This is a genomic window from Pseudoalteromonas sp. MTN2-4 (genome assembly GCF_042848605.1).
Classification (GTDB): Bacteria; Pseudomonadota; Gammaproteobacteria; order Enterobacterales; family Alteromonadaceae; genus Pseudoalteromonas.
In genome coordinates this window covers 305649-324250 of sequence record NZ_BTGK01000002.1, presented here as the reverse complement: position 1 = coordinate 324250, position 18602 = coordinate 305649, and the positions used below count along the sequence as shown (strand labels likewise).

The 18602-nt window shown below is 39.1% G+C and carries 15 protein-coding genes; 5 read left to right on the top strand and 10 right to left on the bottom strand.

All coding sequences use genetic code 11. The features are described 5' to 3' along the window. Positions 1–591: 591 nt before the first annotated feature. The 3 genes from ACGHEH_RS06420 to ACGHEH_RS06410 all read right to left on the bottom strand — a co-directional run bounded on the left by ACGHEH_RS06420 (position 592) and on the right by ACGHEH_RS06410 (position 4626). Positions 592–2643 carry an ATP-binding protein gene (locus tag ACGHEH_RS06420; protein WP_390443047.1) on the bottom strand — a complete coding sequence of 684 codons (2052 nt, stop codon included), beginning with the start codon at positions 2641–2643 and terminating at the stop codon, positions 592–594. A gap of 151 nt (positions 2644–2794) precedes the next feature. Then, positions 2795–3922 carry a serine hydrolase domain-containing protein gene (locus ACGHEH_RS06415; protein WP_390443044.1) on the bottom strand — a complete coding sequence of 376 codons (1128 nt, stop codon included), beginning with the start codon at positions 3920–3922 and terminating at the stop codon, positions 2795–2797. Positions 3923–4146: 224 nt separating this feature from the next. Continuing rightward, complete coding sequence (locus ACGHEH_RS06410; protein ID WP_390443042.1) at positions 4147–4626, bottom strand: hypothetical protein; 480 nt, start codon at positions 4624–4626, stop codon at positions 4147–4149. Positions 4627–5196: 570 nt separating this feature from the next. Between ACGHEH_RS06410 and ACGHEH_RS06405 the strand changes: the two genes are divergently transcribed. Beyond that, positions 5197–5970: a substrate-binding periplasmic protein gene (locus ACGHEH_RS06405; RefSeq protein WP_390443039.1), complete on the top strand. Its 774-nt coding sequence runs from the start codon at positions 5197–5199 to the stop codon at positions 5968–5970. 93 nt (positions 5971–6063) lie between these two features. On the opposite strand, the gene ACGHEH_RS06400 is transcribed toward ACGHEH_RS06405, so the two are convergent. From ACGHEH_RS06400 to ACGHEH_RS06380, 5 genes are all read right to left on the bottom strand, one after another. Next, positions 6064–6483, bottom strand: coding sequence for a BLUF domain-containing protein (locus ACGHEH_RS06400; RefSeq protein WP_390443036.1), 420 nt, complete (start codon positions 6481–6483; stop codon positions 6064–6066). A gap of 187 nt (positions 6484–6670) precedes the next feature. Then, on the bottom strand, positions 6671–7975 hold the full coding sequence (locus ACGHEH_RS06395) for a DUF2252 family protein (protein WP_390443033.1): 1305 nt from the start codon (positions 7973–7975) through the stop codon (positions 6671–6673). 155 nt (positions 7976–8130) lie between these two features. Then, positions 8131–8319 carry a DUF1272 domain-containing protein gene (locus tag ACGHEH_RS06390; protein WP_390443031.1) on the bottom strand — a complete coding sequence of 63 codons (189 nt, stop codon included), beginning with the start codon at positions 8317–8319 and terminating at the stop codon, positions 8131–8133. Between the two features lie 10 nt (positions 8320–8329). Then, the gene (locus ACGHEH_RS06385) at positions 8330–9565 is read right to left on the bottom strand and encodes a peptidase S41 (RefSeq protein WP_390443029.1); all 1236 of its coding nucleotides are present in this window, start codon (positions 9563–9565) and stop codon (positions 8330–8332) included. Next, positions 9562–10509, bottom strand: coding sequence for a GlxA family transcriptional regulator (locus tag ACGHEH_RS06380; RefSeq protein WP_390443027.1), 948 nt, complete (start codon positions 10507–10509; stop codon positions 9562–9564). Before ACGHEH_RS06380 ends, ACGHEH_RS06385 begins: the two co-directional genes overlap by 4 nt. A 427-nt stretch (positions 10510–10936) precedes the next feature. Between ACGHEH_RS06380 and ACGHEH_RS06375 the strand changes: the two genes are divergently transcribed. The 3 genes from ACGHEH_RS06375 (at position 10937) to ACGHEH_RS06365 (ending at position 12993) form a co-directional block, all read left to right on the top strand. After that, positions 10937–11611 (top strand): TorF family putative porin, encoded by a 675-nt coding sequence (locus ACGHEH_RS06375; protein ID WP_390443025.1) that lies wholly within the window; start codon positions 10937–10939, stop codon positions 11609–11611. Between the two features lie 167 nt (positions 11612–11778). Then, complete coding sequence (locus tag ACGHEH_RS06370; protein WP_390443023.1) at positions 11779–12582, top strand: substrate-binding periplasmic protein; 804 nt, start codon at positions 11779–11781, stop codon at positions 12580–12582. A gap of 102 nt (positions 12583–12684) precedes the next feature. After that, positions 12685–12993, top strand: coding sequence for a hypothetical protein (locus ACGHEH_RS06365; protein WP_390443020.1), 309 nt, complete (start codon positions 12685–12687; stop codon positions 12991–12993). Positions 12994–13180: 187 nt separating this feature from the next. Here the strand turns inward: ACGHEH_RS06365 and ACGHEH_RS06360 are convergent, their stop codons facing one another. Further along, positions 13181–14161 (bottom strand): ABC transporter substrate-binding protein, encoded by a 981-nt coding sequence (locus ACGHEH_RS06360; RefSeq protein ID WP_390443018.1) that lies wholly within the window; start codon positions 14159–14161, stop codon positions 13181–13183. 291 nt (positions 14162–14452) lie between these two features. Between ACGHEH_RS06360 and ACGHEH_RS06355 the strand changes: the two genes are divergently transcribed. Further along, complete coding sequence (locus ACGHEH_RS06355) at positions 14453–17674, top strand: S41 family peptidase (protein ID WP_390443015.1); 3222 nt, start codon at positions 14453–14455, stop codon at positions 17672–17674. A gap of 190 nt (positions 17675–17864) precedes the next feature. Here ACGHEH_RS06355 and ACGHEH_RS06350 read toward each other — a convergent pair whose 3' ends face one another. Beyond that, a complete protein-coding gene (locus tag ACGHEH_RS06350) occupies positions 17865–18353 on the bottom strand; it encodes a GNAT family N-acetyltransferase (protein WP_390443012.1) in 489 nt (162 codons plus the stop codon). Positions 18354–18602 lie beyond the last annotated feature (249 nt).

Sequence of the window (18602 nt, the reverse complement as noted above, 5' to 3'; positions counted from 1 at the left end):
CTAATGGTATTGTTGCTAATAAATATGAGTAGAGACAGGCTCAGCGCTAAAAAGATAATGGATCTAGGTTTAGTAAACTGAGTGAAGTCTGCAAAAAAAACTGACATCACAATTAATTGACGACTAAAGGCTCTAGTAGCGAGGCTGTACCCTCAATAATTTGTTGCTGTACCTTGACCCATAAAACTTGCTCGTAACTTGCCGTTAGCGCCCAGCCACTGACGATAATTGCTTCTATGACTTCATTTCTCTTAAACTTTTAGAATAATCACATTTGAATGTGGTTATTCTAGTTTCCCTTGGGTTTTGTCAACCAATGACAGGCAGCCCCCTTACTTATTTGATTTTAAAAATTGCTTATTAAATAAACCCAGAGAGTTAACAAAAGGATAGCTTTTGCCGTTTAGAGTTTGTTTCGTTGCTATTCCAAGTTCGTAACGCAGTTATCCTGAACTTGAAATACTGCCATCCCGAACTCGCTTCGGGATCCAACTAGTTATTCATAGACCCTGAAACAAGTTTAGGGTGACTAAAAAGCTAAGCTTAATAAGTGAAATCGGGCTGTACTCAAAACCTCGAGTAAGGCTAAGGTCAAGGGGTATTTGAAAGTTTTTTATCGCTAGATCTATGCTGATTAACAGCATAATTTATTGTGTTAAACAAACTATCTGAGTCGATCGGTTTATGCTCTACAGCATCAAAGCCACTTTCAATAAACTCTTTAATACTGCCTTCTTCTACTTCAGCTGTGACCGCAATGACAGGCAGGTAGCGCCTATCATCCTTAAGTTTTCTAATTGCTTTTAAAGCTTCTAAGCCATCCATGTTGGGCATGCGTATATCCATCAAAATCACGTCATAGTTATTTGTTTCTAGTTGCTCTAAAGCCTCAAGCCCATCATTTGCAAACGTGTATTGGTGTCCTTCTGCTTTTAACATTGCTTCGATTATAATTTGATTTATTTTCACATCTTCGGCAACCAAAATTCTAAGATAGTCCTTACTATCTGATTTAACTAAAACTTCTGACCCTTTGTTGTCTAGTCGTTCTGCACTTGGTAACGGAATTCGAAACCAAAAGGTTGTACCTTTAGATAGCTGACTGCGCGCACCAATTTCACCACCCATTTGTTCAACCAAACTCTTAGAGATAGAAAGTCCCAACCCTGTTCCACCATGTTTTCTTGAGAGTGTCTGTTCAGCCTGTTCAAATGGATAAAAGATTTTTGATAGTGATTTTTCATCAATACCCATGCCTGTATCTGTTATTTCAACCGAAAGCATTTTATTTTCCCAGCTTAATGTGATAGTTACTGAGCCGCTAGACGTAAACTTAAGAGCATTGCTTACAAGATTGAATAAGATTTGTCGTATACGGTTTGGGTCTCCGTATGCATATTCTGGAACGGTGCGGTCGATTTTTAGTTCGAGAACAACAGATTTATTGGTAGCTTCAGAAGAGAAAATTGAAACAACCAAGTCAGGAACCGTTCTTAATTTGAATTTACTTTTTTTGATTTTCAACTTACCAGCTTCAATTTTAGACTGGTCTAAAATGTCATCAATGACTTGCCTTAATGTTCTCCCCGCGTCTTGAATATTGCCTAGTATTTGAAACTGTTTATCACTTAGTTGAGTTTTTTTTAGGATGTCAGTTAAGCCCAATACACCAGTTAAAGGCGTTCTAATTTCATGTGACATCTTAGCAATAAACATAGACTTTTCTTTGTTTATCTTTTGGTTGAGTTCAATAATATTGTTAACTGAAGCAGCGATAAACATCATGGTCGATATGATAGAAAATAAAGCAAGCTGGTACTGTAAAATCACTTTATTATATTCGAGTAAATTGGCTGGAGGGCTTATAGCCAAAACTAATATTGCGAATATTCCTAAGAAAAATGCTGAGAAAGTAATGATCACTTCCTTTTGCCTAACAGAATAAAGTGTCAACAAAGGGATCAAAATAAAGATTGAAATATGTGACAAAAATTGTCCATGAAATTTGATTTCTATAAAAATTAAAATGATTGCAGTAAAAAGAATGGAGAGTATTTCTAACGCTTCGTATTTGTTATTAAGGTGGAGCTTTTGTTTTTTTATCAAAAATGACTCTAAGAAAGGAACTAATAACAAGATCCCCATAAAGTCACCGATTGTCCATGTGACGAATACATTTAAGAAGGCACTGCTAGGAATTAATTCGGCTATCCACAACCCTGTTACGCCAAAAGTTGCACTAATTAATGAGCCAAGAATTACAGGTACAATAATAAAAACTGCAACGCTACTAACATTATCAAGGATGTATTTGTTGGGGAATAGCTTTTTCATTGTACTTACACCCACCCAAATACATAGTAAGTCACCCAAACCATTCATTGAACCTGCAAATATACTAAGTAAGGTAGAAGGCGATTCATCATTGAAGATATAAGCCGAAACGTTACCTATAAACGCCCCAAGAAAGACACCGGGCAATAGCTTATTGCCCATTAGGTAGACCCAAATAAAACAAATGCCAGAAGCAAGCCATATAGGAGTGACATTTCCAGGCTCAATTGCAAAATATTGGCATAGCTTGGCAGCAATAACGTAAGAGGCTGCTAAGTATAAATTTTGGAGAACTAGTGATAAGTTCATTCAATACTTTTGAAATAAAAGATGATATTGAATAAATATAGCACCAAAATAAGCAGTGGTTATTTTGTTTAGTCAGTAAACACACTACTTATCTTACGGTGGGGTAGTAGTTGTTAGTAAATTTGAGCAGAGGGAAGACGTAAAGCTAAATTTATGAATTTGGCTTTATGGCTTCTTTGTAAGCGATTAAATGGTCAAAAACCTGCTCTGAAATGGCTTCTAGCGCTTCTTGGGTATTGCCTTTTGCTAAGTTTGTGACGATGAAAATACCAATATTTTGCTTCGGATAAATAGCTAGCCAACTAGACGTGCCCATTGAACCACCACTTTGATATAGCATGATTTCATTTGAATTGTCTTGAGTTGTGTTCCAATAAAACGCTGTGCCATGACCCATCCAACTTTGTTCCAAAAGTTGATGAGAAATAGCTACTTCAGGCTCCGAAGATAATTGATGGCGCATATAATGTGTCATGGACTCAAGGTCTGAAGTTAACCCGCCGCCTGCATACCAATATGCACTCGCCAAGGGCATCTGATTACCGTTTCCATCTGATCCGATTGTAACTTTACTCACCTCAGAATGTGCGCGTCTGAATTTAGTATTCAGCTCTCCAGATTTGCTGGTGATTATGTCAGTGAGAAGTGTTTCAAAGGGTTTTTGATATACTGATTCAACAATATAAGCCGCTAAATTAGTCCCCACGCTTGAATAGACATAGTCCTCGCCAGGTATAGAGCTAAGCGTCACTGCTTTAAGGTCGTTAAAGTAATCGGCTCTGGTGTATTTTGATATTTTGTCAAAATATCTGCCTTGCTTTATATCTTCGCGACTGACAGCAAAACTATATGGTAGCCCACTGGTGTGGGTTAAAAGGTGTCGCAAAGTTATATATTGGTTGGAAAGTTCTAAATTTTTGTATTCGAAATTTTTAAGGTATTGGCGAATATCTTTATCAAGCTCAACTTTACCGTCCTGAATTGCATTCGCAACAACTAACCCTGTATACGTTTTGGTGATTGAGCCAATTTCGTAGAGTGTTTGGTTATTAGGCGTATCACCATTACTTAAGGTTCCTAAGTGATATTGATACGTTTTGTCTGCATCTACCACAGAAATTGAGACGACCTGTCCAGTATTTCCATCAATAAATTCAATAAGCTCATCTTTTGTATTGTCTGCAAAATTTATTGCATCATGACTTTTACATGCGGCCAAGGCTGAGATTAATGAAGCAACCAATATAGACGGTATGGTGCGGGTTATTAAGCGGTTCATTGTTTTCCTTTTACAATCATCAAAATCATTCATTAGACGATAAGAATGAGTAAAAGGTTTAAATGTTGAATTAATTTAGATGCTTAAGAAAGCCAGTGCAGGGCTAGGGTTTGCGTTCAAAGAATGCGAGATTGGTATAATACGAAAAGTATGCAATAAGGCTGAGCAGATTTGCCTTATTGCATTAGGTATCGATTAAGAGCGAGTAGAGTGTTCTTATTCGATTATTTAAGTACGGTTTTCTTTAACACTTCAGCACTATCAGTAGTAATAAACTCAACGATTTTGCCATTTTCGATTTTGAAAATACTCACTTTGTCGTCTTCGCTTGGCAAAAATGCCAGTTCATCATCTTCTTTGGCCAGTACGATATTGTACTTTTGCTTTTGCATTTTTGGAATTGCAATATAGCTGCTAATTAGCCCAGGCATTCCACTGATGTCTGCATAGTATTGAATGTTGGCTTGTTGAAGCGCTTCATTGGTTTGACCTGCAAACGCATCGCGTGTCACTCGGCTGCTGTCCATATCGTGGGCAAGCACTAGCCATTGGGTGCTTGGTTTAAATGAATGCGGGTTATCGAATTGGTCATTCAGAGTAGGGAGTTTAATGCTATCACCAACTGATAACACTTTAACGTTTGCAGAGGCGGCAAATGTCAGTAAAAGAATTGAAAAAACAGCGATTTTTTTTAACAGATGCATAGTGAGGTACCTTATAAAGTTATGCATATTATTTTTAGTTGTTCTAGCTAAATTGTCTAGCATCTTATGCAAAGTGACGTGACAGGTTAAGTCGATGATAAAGTCAGCATCTAGCAGACTTTGGTGTGCAGTGAGCGTTTTAGCTATCAACTAAAGCTTGTTGTTTTAGAACACTTAATTTTTTTAATCATTTTATAGGTCGATGTTATCGATCAAGTGCTGCCTGGTTGTGTATGTATAGATCTTTCCTGATGATTTTTCTCCGCCCCTAGAGAGCGTCAATATAGGAGATGCTTATAGATTTTTTTAATTACACGCAAAAATCCAGAACAAAAAAACGAAACTTGGTACTTACCATCTGACATGCAGAAAACCAAACATATAGATAAGGTATTTCGGTAATAGCAAGGTGAGTAAAAAGACGCGAAAGCACTTCTTACTATTATTTGGTTATTGCATTAGTAATTTGTAAATTATTGGTGTCGGGAATTAATTTCACCTTTTTTTGCTATGTTCATAGTCTGTTTTTTTGTTCTAAACTTATTTGGTAATCATTTTAAGGAAGAAAGTGTGCGTATTGCTTTATTGCTCTGTTTGCTACTGAGTACTTTTGCTCAATCCAAGCAACTGAAAATCTCCATAGGAGAATATCCCCCTTTTGCAAGTCAAGATGCGCAACAACAAGGTATTGTGCCGCAAGTTATTCGCGCAGCTTTTGAAACACAAGGACACACTGTTCAATTTGAATTTATGCCATGGGGAAGAAGTTTTGCATCTTCTTTAAAAGGCAACTATGACGCAGCGGCTTTTTGGTTTTGTGCACCTGAAAGGCAGAAAGATTTTTATTGTTCAGACCCTCTTCATTACGAAGCGATTCATTTCTATTTTCATAAGAGAAAGCCATTACACGATTGGCAAAGTTTGTTAGAGCTGAGCAATTTTAATATAGGTGCAACGACGGGTTATAGCTATAGCGAAGAGTTTTGGCAGCTTGCTCAACGTGGCGTTTTAAACGTTGATACTGTCACAACAGATTTGCAAAACTTTAAGAAGTTGCTCAAAGATAGGATCGATTTATTTCCTATGGCAACTATTCCTGCTAAGCATCTTCTGAAAGAGCATTTTTCAGCGCAAGAAATTGAGCAAATTGATTTCCACCCAAAACCTTTAATGATTGAAAGCAGTCATTTACTATTTTTAAGACAATCCAAAGAGTCTAAGCAGTTACTTGAGACTTTTAATATGGGCTTAACAGCCATTAAAGAGTCAGGCAAGTACCAAACAATATTAAACTCAGTCGGCGCGGTTAAATCACCGTCTGCTGAGCATATTTTTTTGAAGTAACTATTATTAGAGTAGCTACCAGTAGTAATCTAAAGTCAAAAACCAAGCTGTAAAGGGGCTTTACAGCTCACATAAGAATATATTCTTCGAGCACTAATCGGCGTCTAACATATCATCAATTTCGATTTCATGATGAGCAAAAGCATAAAGTAGCTCATAGCTGAGCGGTTTTTTGCGTTTGCCTCTGAGTTCTGTGACTGTTTGCAACTGAGTTTTTTCATCACAGGTGATAAGACCCATAGCCCAATCAGAAAAATTACGCTTATCGATTGGGTTGTTAATGACAGCTTCTACATTTTTATGCCTAGGATCTGCTTTTATCCAATTAAAAAGGGCTAATATTTTTTTCTCTTCACCTTCAAGTACCTGCATAAAATGTTTGCCGTCATACAGCAACATTCCGGTGATTTTCTCAAGCTGATTACGACGTTCACATTCATGCCTAAGCACTTCTAACTCAGTCCATTGTAAAGGCGCTGTCGCCGTACTTGTATAAATAAATTCAACTAGCATAATTATATTGAAATCAAAAAACAGTACAAAAAGCATAGTGTGAAAACAGTAAAAATAAAAATATTGAAGCTCAATTTAAGTGGGCATTAAATGAGAATTTGCCCTTTAAGGCAGTGAGGGAGAAATGACTAATTAGTTCCTCCTATAAAAAGAGCAGACAAAGCAAGATGCTTTATCTGCGTCATGGTTACTGAGGCGTCGTCTCTAGTAGGCTTTTTATTGTTAGACAGTCCCGCTTAACTTGTTGCATATACTTGTTGGCGGCATTTATTAATCCTTTTTGTTGTTGCGGTAAAGTAGCAACGATGGCCTTTTGAAAGTCTGTAGAGCGGCGATCCCCTCGCATATGCGCGAGTGCCAGTGCTTCACCACAGCTCAGCGCATACTGAATAACACCGCCTTTTTCGGCAGCTCTTTTCCCTAACATAAAGTGCTCAGAGTCAATACCAACACGCGCATGGTGACGAGAGCGAAGTAACCAATGTTTGTCTTGCCAAATAGCATCATCGAGAATTAGGTCGGGTCGGCGTTGCATCTTTCTTTGACAATTTACTGTTAAATGCGCCGCAGAGAGTCGGTTGTTTACTGATACCATAGGGAAGTACTTAATAGGTGCAGCTTCTCTTTGCTGTTTAATTTCGACAATATGCGTTTTAGCAGCATCATGGGGCTGACTTGGGCCAACTAAAACATAGTAGCGACCTAAATTATTTGAGCCTGTGCCTGCGTTATGTCGCATGACGATATCGAGAATTTCATCATCCATAAATGGCCTGAATTGCATATACAGGTTTTCATAGATGTTATCAGGCAAAGGAATAAACTTGTCAGGATTTTGTTTGAATCGCCATTGCACTAAATCGACCTCTTTAGCCAAAGTACTTTTAGTCATAAAGGCTTCGCCACCCACTACCCTAGTAAGCGCCTTTTGCCAGCGTTTATGCAAAATATGACCTTTTGAAAATTCAGTAAGTGCAGTTTGGCTGTCGTTCTTCTTTTCTAATGAGCGTTGACAAGTTTCGATATAAGCACTTAAAAAAGCTTGTTGTGCTGAGTGTACTTGTTGCTCATCTGCAAGGGGCTTTGCTGTTAGTTTTTCACAATCAGACTCAGCTTGAATTTGAGCAGCTTCGGCATGTGACAGTGGCAGACTGACTAAGAATCTAAATAGATCCCAACTAGCATGGCCAAAGCAGGCATCATCAAAATCATTGGGTGTAAACACCACAGTTTCACCATGTGAGCCTTCTTCACTTAAAAAACCAAAGTTACTGGTATGGCAGTCGCCCATAATTGTTGTGAGAGGGATTTCTAGCAAACTCTCTGGTAAGTTTATTACTTGGCTTGCCAAATCACGATACATAAGCGGTGCTGAGCCGCGCAAGAACTGAAATGGACTATTTACCATTTTCCGGTGTTTTGCGAGCTCAAGTGTAGGAGCGCATCCGTCATGATCTTTGAAATATTGAAGCAGTGTTTCTTGTCTTTCCACGAGTATTCCTTTGATATATCTTTACTCGCTCTTTTAGGCGTTGCGAGCAGTATTTAATGGTCATTGTAACTATAAATACATTGCTCGCAAAAATAGAAATCAGCATATTGTTTTGTAGTGAAATTAAACGATTGTGCTCGCCCTACTCTGTTTGTTCAGCGAATTTTTACAGGACGAATAGGCCTTGCTTCAAAGCTGCCACCGCAGTTGGGGCACACATTACGAAATTCTTTTTCTACACAGTCTCTACAAAAAGTGCATTCATAACTACATATCATTGCCTCAGTTGAATTGGTAGGTAAAGCTTTATTACAGCATTCGCAATTGGGTTTTAATTGGAGCATATGTTGTTCTCTATTTTTCGATTTCAGCCAGCACAGCCGATAGCACAGGGTCGTTGCCTTGCTGGTAATCTAGCCATGAAGTTTCAATCAACACATCAGGGTACACAGCATCTGTATCTTCAAAAAGAAACGGGTAATAGCGTTTTGATACGCTCAACTTTCTTTTCGAGTTTGGTAAAACAAAGCGATAGCTTTCGGAGAACTGGTTTGGATCCCCTCCGGTTGGTGTGCCGAAAATACGCGCATTGAGAATTTGTTTAAACTGTACGGTGTTACTCATTGCCGCAGAAAAAGTATGTTCATCTGTGAGAACAAACACACCTGCTTTCCAATCAAATTGGTCCAGAGTTAACAGGCAAGATGAAAAAGCTAAACCTGTGTAAAAACTGCCGCCGCCATTGCCTCTGAAATCGATAATCAGATATTTTGATTTAGCTGCCTTTAATTGCTTTTGCAGTGCTTTGCACTTGGCAATTACCTGCTCAAAGCTAGGGTAGGCGTTAAAATCAAAGTAAGCGGCTTTATTCTTTTTTAATAAGCTGAGGTTTATACCCGGCATGCCGATATCTAGCTTATTTAATTTATCTGAGTGACTTTTAAAAGCTGAGCTGAGTTTAGCAAACTCACTCATCGCAACTGGGGTTATTTGTTCGATGAGTGTATTACCCTCAAGGTTAAACTCAAACTTTGTCGCAGCATTCTCTTTAACAAGACCCAGGCCTAATAATAACTTATGTAGGGTTAAATAAAATTCAAAGCGGGTTTTGGCACTAAATTGGTTATCTACGCCAGGCAACAGAGGTGTGATTAACTTAAATAGTGCTTCAACGGTTAAGCCATTGATGGTTTTGAGCTCTGCGCCGATAAGGTGCTGATATGGCTTAGTTGCATCAATGACACGTAATTTATTGTCAAAGAATTTATACCTCAGTGGAAAGTGCTGGTGAGGCCCTGACATCATAAAATAGTTAGTGTGTCCGTCCCCAATAGCACCTGTTATCGCCATTAACCGTGCTTCGACTTGTGGCTCACTGAGCAGTGGTAAATCTTGTTTGAGTTCTTTTAAAAGCTTAGCAAAGTCTCTCTCTGCAAGCGTATGAAACGTTTCAATATGCTTGGTTCTGACTTGGTTTTCATAAAAGTTAATGTCTTCTAGCCAAGCTTGTTGTTGCTCGGTCGAAAGGGTGTTCGCATAGGTGGCAAAGCTACACAAGGCGATTACGATTGATTTAAAAACGAATTTCATGCGTGGGTGCCCTTAGCATACTGTGAAGGTGAGAGGCCAAATTGCTTTATGAAAGCACGGCGGAAACTGTCGTAATTGTTAAAACCTAATTTTTGCGAGATAAACTGCAGGCTGATGTTTTCCTCACACAATAGATCTCTGGCTTGATTAAGTTTGAGTACCCGAAAGTAATGACTAGGTGTGCAGTTAAGATGCTGTTTAAATAGTCGTGTGAGTTGTCGCTCGCTCAAGCTGCAAAACTCTGCCATACGAGTGACGGTGACGGACTTATCTAATTGCGTACTTAACCAATCAATCAGTGGCGAGAGCTTCAAACTTTCACCAGACTGTAGTTCCAAAATATCAGAATATTGCCGCTGCTTTCCTGCCCGTTGTAGGTACACTACCAACTCTTTAGCCACTTTGGCTGCCACGCTATTACCATAGTCTTCGCGAATAATTGCCAGTGCCAAATCAACACCCGACAGCACACCGGCTGATGACCATATGTTTTCATCACGAATAAAGAGCGGCTCTGGCGAGATGGTTTTATTTGGATTTTGCTTGGCTAAACTTTCGCAATGGCGCCAATGCGTAGTAATCGTAAGTGCTTTATCATCAAAGAGTTTGGCGAGAATAAATGCTCCTGTACAAATGCTAAAGACGCGTTTTGCTCTTTTAGCTATGCCAGTAAGCGCATTGAGCTGTTTTGTAGTAAGTTCAAGGGTACGCATGCCTATGCCCCCACAAATGATCAAGTCATCATACTCAAAGTCATCACTCAAACAGAAGTCGACAGACACGCTTTGTCCGTAAGCGGTTTTTACAGGCTGTTTGCTTATGCCTAACAGTTTGCATTGATAGGCGGTTTGAATGTTGTTTGTTTCCATAAAGGCATCAAGCGGACCAAAGAGGTCAAGGGCCTGAAAGCCATCGGCGATGAAATAGACTTGTCTGATGGTCATATATGTTGTTTTTTAAGAATTTACTCAGGGAATAAACCTATATTAACGCGATGAGATGTGTCGGATAAAACATAAAAACGACATAAAGAGACATATTTATTTTTTATATACAAAGATGATAAGTCTGGGTGAAATATTTCTTAGCTCAAAAAAGTGCCCCGACGAGCGGAGCGATTGGGGAAGTTATAAGTTTATATTAGTCCACAACCCTAAATTTTCAGGTGCTGTTATGTTAAATACCTTAAAAATAGGGTTAAGTATGGCTAGCTATAAAAGTGTAGATATTTTGGTATTAGCAACAAGGTATTGCTTAATGTTACTTAAAGGTAAAGTGTTTCTGTTTTAGAAATAGTCTGTTCATTTGTTTACAGCAGTCATTTTTGTACTACTCTCATTTCATAAAGGAAAATTATTTCAGAGTTCAATAATGAAGAAATCGATTTTATATACACTGTGTTTATGCGCTTTTCCGACTTTGGCTGATACCTCAATTACAGTGACGAGTGTGTCTGATTATTTGTTTAATGGGGTAAGCCAAACTCAAGAAGACCCAGCCATTCAGGCAAGCTTTGATTGGGCGGGAGATACCGGGTGGTATGCAGGTGTCTGGGGTTCAAATGTTGATTTTGGCGAAGATACCAACATCGAGTTTGATGGTTATGTAGGTTACTACACGGCTCTGAATGATGTACTCAATTTAGATGTCGGTATTGCGCAGTACACCTACCATGGTGCTGATGTGAGCTCTAGCTATAACTATGCAGAAGCCTATGCAAAGTTTAATTACGGTAACACTAACCTAAACTTTTGGTATGCATGGGACTATTTTGGCACAGGTGCGGGCCACAGCATAGTGATGCTGACTCAAAACTTCCCAATTAATGAGGCATTTTCGGTTGATGTAGGGGTCGATTATTCAATGAGTATGGATGATGATAAATGGACGTGGGAAGAAGGAGATGATGGCTATATGCATTGGCGCATTACTGGAAACTATTCTATTAGTGGGTGGGATTTATCATTGGGATATGAAGACACCAACCTAGATACCTACGGAGATTCAACAATTTTATTCACGGCCGCCAGAACCTTCAGCTTTTAAACTCAATATATCTTATCTAACTTGCTAAGCCATTTTCAAAATTAGTTTTGAAAATGGCAATTCTCGGTTTCCTTCCTATGATTAAGTATATATTCAATAAACATGAAGTTAGACATGTTTTTGAAATATAGGGTTTTTACAATAAGCGCTTTTTAAGGTGTTGTTTGATGAGAATAAGAAGTTTGTTGTTTGTGATATTGATCTTTTCAGCAAGTTGCTTCTCATCAGAAACGGCACTGACCATATATACAGAAGAGTTCCCTCCCTATAACTTTCTACAAAAAGGCAAAGTTGTTGGTGTCAACGCAGACATAGTTGCTATGGCTTGTGAGATGGCAAAAATAAAATGTACTTTTTCCCTTTTCCCTTGGAAGCGAGCAATGACATTAAGTCTTAAAGATCCAAAAGGGGGCTTGGTTTCAACCTCTCGTTTGCCAAGTCGAGAGCAAAATTATCAATGGGTAGGGCCACTTATTTCTAGCCCGGCATGTTTTTATAAACTTATTGAACGAGATGATATTCACATTTCCAATAAAGAGGAATTGGCGAATTACACTGTTGGTTTGCATAAAGGTGATGTTTATGAGCAGATTTTAAGGCACTGGGGATTTAAAGAGCATATCAACTACATTCCATTCTCAGAAAAATTTGCCGAAATAAGAGCCTTTACCGAAGGTAAACTTGATTTATTTATTGCCTCTGCAAATAGTTTGAAATTCCATATTCAGAATTACCGACTTCGACCAGAGCAAGTTGTGCCAGCTTATTTTATCGATGATCCACGCTTAGGCGGAAATTATTTAGCCTTAAATAAAACGATAAATCCAGAAGTTGTTCAAAAGCTGCAAAACGCGGTAGATAAGATTTATGCTAAGGCCAAACACATTCCAATTAAGCAGCTGTATTTAGACACGACAGAGCAAATCTTAGAGCAAGATCTCACTCTAGAAACTCGTTGTTTGCATCAATAATATGCTTTTTATGAATGACAAACATTTCTCGAAAAGATTGTCACATATCAGATTTAGACGCTTAGCTAAGGTTTATTAATTTAAGCTTAGTGAGAGCAACTTATGTCTGATTTTTCTACACCCGATTTATATGATGAGCATGGCGAAGCATTACAAGTGATGCATCATAGATTAATGCATTTCGGTCTAAAAAAGCATATGAAAGGGCAAGTTGTGATTGTTCAGTGCCCAGATGATAACAGTCTTGTAGCAGAGTCTTTAAAGCAGGCAGGAGATAACAAAATATTGGTTGTCGATGCGCTTGATTCTAAAACGTTTGCTTTTTTAGGTGATAACTTAGCTTTATTTGGTATTGAAAATCAGTGGGCTGGTGTAGTGATAAATGGCTGTGTCAGAGATGTTGAAATTTAAAAGGGTCACCATTTTGTGTGATGGCATTAGGCCACACTCCACGAAAAACACAGAAGCAATGAAAAGGGCAATATTTAGAGCAGATAAACTTACTAGGCGCAAAGATGTCTAAAAATGATTGGCTATATGTAGATGAAAATGGCATTGTTATTAGCCCTGTCAAATTATAAATTGAGCTGCAAGCAATTTAATGACAAATAAGGTTTTCGATAGAGAATGTCTGTGCTTTTGTATGGTTACTAAGAAATTGCGTAAAGTCACATCGGTGAAAGCGCTTTTGCTTTAAGGCAGTCATAAAAGTCTCATAAGCTTCAACATTACTATGTTGGAAAATAGAGTGTTTAACCCTTTTAGCTTTACTAACCCCAAGCCATTGCTCTTTAAGTAATACCATCGCGTATGCACCTAGTGTCACATGACCTCCGACTGATACTGATAATCTACCTAGCGGTATATCATCATCCCAATTAATACCGCCAATTAGCATTGAGTCAGCTTTACCTGCATTGATGACTGCAGATGTCGCACCGCATGCCATCGCATCATTGGCTGCCCAGATAATATCTATTTTTTGATGCTTTAAAATACCAGAGACTTTTTCGTAGGCCTGTTGTTTTGACCAATTAGCAACCGTACTATCAATTAAATTGATGTTGCGGTTATCAGTGATAAAGCTTTGTAATCCCTCGGCTCTGGCTATGGAGGCAGGGGAGGTTTCATCACCATGCAAGGCCAATATATTTACTTTTGACTGAGAGTCTGAGTTACTAAAATTAATCGATTGATGAAGTTGCTCGGCAAGTGTAAAACCAGCATCAAAGTTATTTGGGGTAAGACTACCTGCATAATATTCTCTTTGCTCAGGAGTTAGAGCGTTAAGCTCTTCATTAGTGAGATCATTTAGCAACATGAATACTTTGATTTTTTGTGCTGTAATTTTATTGACTAGGCTAGTCGCCACCCCTTTTTCGTTTACGATAACTGCAAAGTCAGGTTTATTTTCGATGACATCTTTAGCAAATGATTTCATTAAAATATGATTGCGGTTGGCATAAATGGTAGTGAGGTTGATGTCTAAGTCATCAGCAGCTTCTTGCATGAAGTAATTAACATTCGGCCAAAAATGCCCGGTTGGATTATTTGATGGGTGACCCGGGTTCAAAAACATAACATTAAGCTGATTTGCCTGAACGAAGAAACTGGGCAAAAAACAAAATAGAATGAAAAAAACAAAAAACCGAATCATGACTACTCACAAGATGTAACTTTCCCGCCATATTACTAATCATAGTCAGTTAAGCAAATTTTACTTTTGAGTTTTTTATATGAGCAAAAAGCATGGGGGCATCAATTCATTTGTAGTCGTTACATTTTGTCACAACCAATTTATCTCAAAAAGCTTTCACATTAGACTTAAATGTTATTATGTAACACTACCTGTTTTGAAAACGAGTGAAAAATGAAAATTAAAAATCTTGTTTTGGCCATGGCTGCCGTCGTTGCGCCTTTGGCTTCTGCGTTCCAAACGCAAGATACCCGTATCTTACGATTCCCTGATATTCACAAAGAGCATGTGACATTTGTATATGCAGGTGATATTTACGTTGCGAATACCCAAACGGGACAGAGTCAGCGGTTAACTTATCATGAGGGGTTCGAAACTTTTCCTAAGTTTTCTCCAGATGGAAGTAAAATTGCATTCTCAGCACAGTACAACGGAAGTCGCCAAGTTTATGTTATAAACCGCGATGGCTCAGGTTTGAAACAATTAACTTACTACAATGATGTTGGTCCTATGCCACCACGAGGTGGCTATGATTACCGTGTTATGGACTGGACGCCAGACGGAAAAAATATCGTATTTAGAGCAAATAGAACCCCTTGGGGTAAGCGAATGGGCCGCCCATACATGGTGCCAGCAGAAGGGGGCTTAGAGCAACCGATGGCAATACCTGAAACGGGCGGCGGTATGCTTTCTCCAGATGGTAGCAAGTACGTTTATACCCCAATAGACAGGGAGTTTAGAACGTGGAAGCGTTCACGCGGTGGTCGTGCTCAAGATGTGTGGGTGTATGATTTAGAAAATAACACCTCAAAACAACTTACGTCTCATCGTGCTACAGATCAACAGCCTACCTGGGTAAATGACAGTATTTATTTCGTTTCAGATAGAGACTACACACTTAATTTATATAAATACCGTGAAGGTAAGTCACCGGTTCGAATGACAACGCATGATGACTTCGATGTATTGTGGCCTTCTGCGGGTCCTGATGCGATTGTTTATGAAAATGGGGGGTATCTATACCGTTTCGATGAAGCGACAAAGTCCTCTGAGAAACTAACGATAAATGTGGAGGGGATCAGAGAGCACACTTTGCCTTACAGTAAAAATGTAAGTGACTTTATTGACTCGATGGACATCTCTCATGATGGTAATCGCGCGGTGTTTACAGCCCGTGGTGAAATTTTCACAGTACCTGTAAAACAAGGCCCGACTCGTAACTTAAGCTACACACCTGAAGGCCGAGAGATAGAGGCAAGTTGGTCACCAAATGGTCGATATATCGCTTATATGAGCGATGCAACTGGCGAGTACGAAATTTATATTAAAGACCGTGCTAACAATAATGAAGTTAAGCAGTTAACAAGTAATGGCACAATTTGGCGTTTTACACCTAAGTGGTCACCTGATAACAGCAAACTACTTTTTGCAGATAAAAACCATACACTTTGGTTACTTGATATTTCATCTGGCAAACAAACAAAAATAGATGTGGCAAAGTTTGATGAAAACGGTCTTATTCAATACGTTTGGTCGCCAAATTCAAACGATATTGTGTATGTAAAAAATAACGAAAACCGCTACTCATCGTTATTTCATTTCAATATTGAGTCACAGAAGGTAACACGCTTAACAGATGAGATGACATCTGAAAGGAACCCGACTTTTTCTCCTGACGGTGAGTATCTGTATTTCAGCTCTGAACGTGATTACAACTTAACGTTCAGCTCGTATGAGTTTGATTATATGTTTAATCGTGCCACTCGAGTTTATGCGGTTGCTGTGAATAATCAAATCACACCCATTAACGCATTAAGCTCTGATGAAGCGGGCATTGTTACTGAAAAGACTGAAGATAAATCTAAACAAGAAAATACGAATGCGCTTGAGCCTCAAGGTTTTATGAAGCGTGTCGTCGCTACAAATGCACCAGCAGGAAATTATCGTGGCTTAACGGGTGTAGAAGGTGGGGTTTTAACGCTATCAGGTGGTGCCCTTAAGCTTATTTCGAACAAGCCTGATGGCAAAGTGGCTACAGTCGCTTCTGGCGTTAGTCAGTATAAAGTGTCTACGAATGGTAAACACATCATTGCTCGCTCGGGTAAAAACATCAGTGTTATAAAGCCGAAAGCAAAACAAGATCTAAAAGCGAATCAGCTTGATCTCTCGAAGATGAATCTAAAGATTGATCCTAAAGTTGAGTGGCAGCAAATGTATGTTGAGGGTTGGCGCACATTACGTGATTGGTTCTATGATGAAAATCATCATGGCCAAGATTGGGATGCGATTTTAAAACGGTATCAACCAATGGCAGATGCAGTAGCACACAGAACTGACTTAGATTATGTGCTTAGTGAAATCGCGGGTGAAATTAATGCGGGTCATATTTATGTTCAATCGGGCGATGCGCCTACCGCTGAACGTAAAAAACATGGTCTATTAGGTGCTGAAGTAGCTAGTCACCCGTCTGGCTTTGTGAAGATAAACAAGATTTATCAAGGCGAAGATTGGCATGAAGATTTCCGTTCGCCATTGGGTCAAACTGGCATTAATGCCTCAGTAGGTAACTTCATTCTATCGGTGAATGGCCAAGCAGTAGATCAGGTGAGTAACTTCTTTGAGTTGCTTGAAAATACTCAGGGCGAGCCTGTAGAGCTAATGCTGTCTGATTCGCCTAGTTTTGATGCAGCTTGGAAGGTGACAGTTAAACCCGTAGCCAGTGAGCAGGGTCTGCGTTACTTAGAGTGGGTGAACAGCCGAGCTGAATACGTCAGCAAGTTGTCAAATGGCAAGATTGGCTATGTGCATTTACCAAATACACACTACGAAGGTAATCGTTCTTTATTCAAGAACTTTATGCCACAGACGACAAAAGAGGCCATGATCATAGACGATCGTTACAACGGTGGTGGTTTTATTCCTGAACATCTAATTACTTGGTTATCTCGCAAGCCATTAAATTATTGGAAACGTCGTGGTGTTGAGCCAACTAAAACGCCAGCGTTTGCTCATGATGGCCCTAAAGCTATGCTAATTAACGGTTATTCGAGTTCTGGTGGTGATGCATTACCTTACTATTTCCGTCAAGCTGGTCTTGGTAAGTTAATTGGCACACGAACTTGGGGTGGCTTGATTGGTATTTCTGGCAACCCATACCTTGTTGATGGCGGGCAAGTAATAGCTGCGACTTTCCGTATTCTTGATAATGATGGCAACTGGATCATAGAGAATGAAGGTGTAACACCAGATATCGAAGTGGTTGATCGTCCAGAGCTTATTCATGCAGGAAAGGACCCATCGGTCGAGCGCGCAGTTAAAGAGCTTCTTGAAGAATTAGAAGCTAACCCTAAAAAGCCGCTTGTTGTGCCACCTGCGCCGAGTAACTTTAGAGACTAAAAATCATTATGCTTGTAAGGGGCGAGTAGCCCCTTTTTAATCTTAGAACTAAGCGAATAAAGGTACCATACAGCAAACTAGCTGACAGGCTTTGTGCGTTTACAGGTAATTGCAAATGAACGACTGCTAAGTGATGTGAAGTCGCAACAAAGCTTGTTAAATAAATTTATTACTTAAAAAAACACGCGGTTTATTCGTCGCAGAGCCATTTATACATAATGAGACTATCAACATAACCTAACTTCGGGTGGTTATAGGCTTTTGGAATTGTGCCGATAATTTCATATCCAAGCTTTTGCCAAAGCGATACAGCAACGGTATTACTCGAGACCACAGAATTAAACTGCATGGCCTTAAAACCAAGCTCTAGGGCGATAAGCTGAGAGTGCTCACAAAGTTGTCTGGCAATACCTTTTCCTGCTGCTAAAGGCGAGACCATATAGCCGCAGTTACAAATGTGTGAGCTTGGTCCCATGGCATTGGCTTTTAAGTAATAACTGGCCAGCACTTGTCCATTTTCTTCGTAAACGAAAGATTTTAACGGCGCTTCACACCATAGAGCATATGCGCTCGACTCGTTCATGTCTGGATCAAATGCATAAGTCTCTTGTGCTTGAATAATATACCGAAAAGTCGGCCAAAAGTTCATAAAGTCGTCATGTCTCATTGCTCTGATCATGTTTTGTCCTTGTATTGCTGTTTAGTCCTGCGATTAAGCTAAGTTTATTCTCTCTGATAGATTATGGAAATTAGTAAATGGTTTGGAATGAGCTTTATTTCTTTAAAAATGAGTAAGTGTCTTTAGTTCCATTTCAGCGTCAAGGATCTAGGAAAGTGCATTTTTAATACTATGCGTTCTTTTACTTAGGGTTATGAAACATTCATTTTAAGATGGTTAGAGTATATACAAGACACATATTATAAAGGC

Coding starts and splice junctions, on each gene's coding strand:
- ACGHEH_RS06420 (WP_390443047.1), bottom strand. CDS start 2,643: ATGAACTTATCACTAGTTCTCCAAAATTTATACTTAGCAGCCTCTTAC.
- ACGHEH_RS06415 (WP_390443044.1), bottom strand. CDS start 3,922: ATGAACCGCTTAATAACCCGCACCATACCGTCTATATTGGTTGCTTCA.
- ACGHEH_RS06410 (WP_390443042.1), bottom strand. CDS start 4,626: ATGCATCTGTTAAAAAAAATCGCTGTTTTTTCAATTCTTTTACTGACA.
- ACGHEH_RS06400 (WP_390443036.1), bottom strand. CDS start 6,483: ATGCTAGTTGAATTTATTTATACAAGTACGGCGACAGCGCCTTTACAA.
- ACGHEH_RS06390 (WP_390443031.1), bottom strand. CDS start 8,319: ATGCTCCAATTAAAACCCAATTGCGAATGCTGTAATAAAGCTTTACCT.
- ACGHEH_RS06385 (WP_390443029.1), bottom strand. CDS start 9,565: ATGAAATTCGTTTTTAAATCAATCGTAATCGCCTTGTGTAGCTTTGCC.
- ACGHEH_RS06380 (WP_390443027.1), bottom strand. CDS start 10,509: ATGACCATCAGACAAGTCTATTTCATCGCCGATGGCTTTCAGGCCCTT.
- ACGHEH_RS06375 (WP_390443025.1), top strand. CDS start 10,937: ATGAAGAAATCGATTTTATATACACTGTGTTTATGCGCTTTTCCGACT.
- ACGHEH_RS06370 (WP_390443023.1), top strand. CDS start 11,779: ATGAGAATAAGAAGTTTGTTGTTTGTGATATTGATCTTTTCAGCAAGT.
- ACGHEH_RS06365 (WP_390443020.1), top strand. CDS start 12,685: ATGTCTGATTTTTCTACACCCGATTTATATGATGAGCATGGCGAAGCA.
- ACGHEH_RS06360 (WP_390443018.1), bottom strand. CDS start 14,161: ATGTTTTTGAACCCGGGTCACCCATCAAATAATCCAACCGGGCATTTT.
- ACGHEH_RS06355 (WP_390443015.1), top strand. CDS start 14,453: ATGAAAATTAAAAATCTTGTTTTGGCCATGGCTGCCGTCGTTGCGCCT.
- ACGHEH_RS06350 (WP_390443012.1), bottom strand. CDS start 18,353: ATGATCAGAGCAATGAGACATGACGACTTTATGAACTTTTGGCCGACT.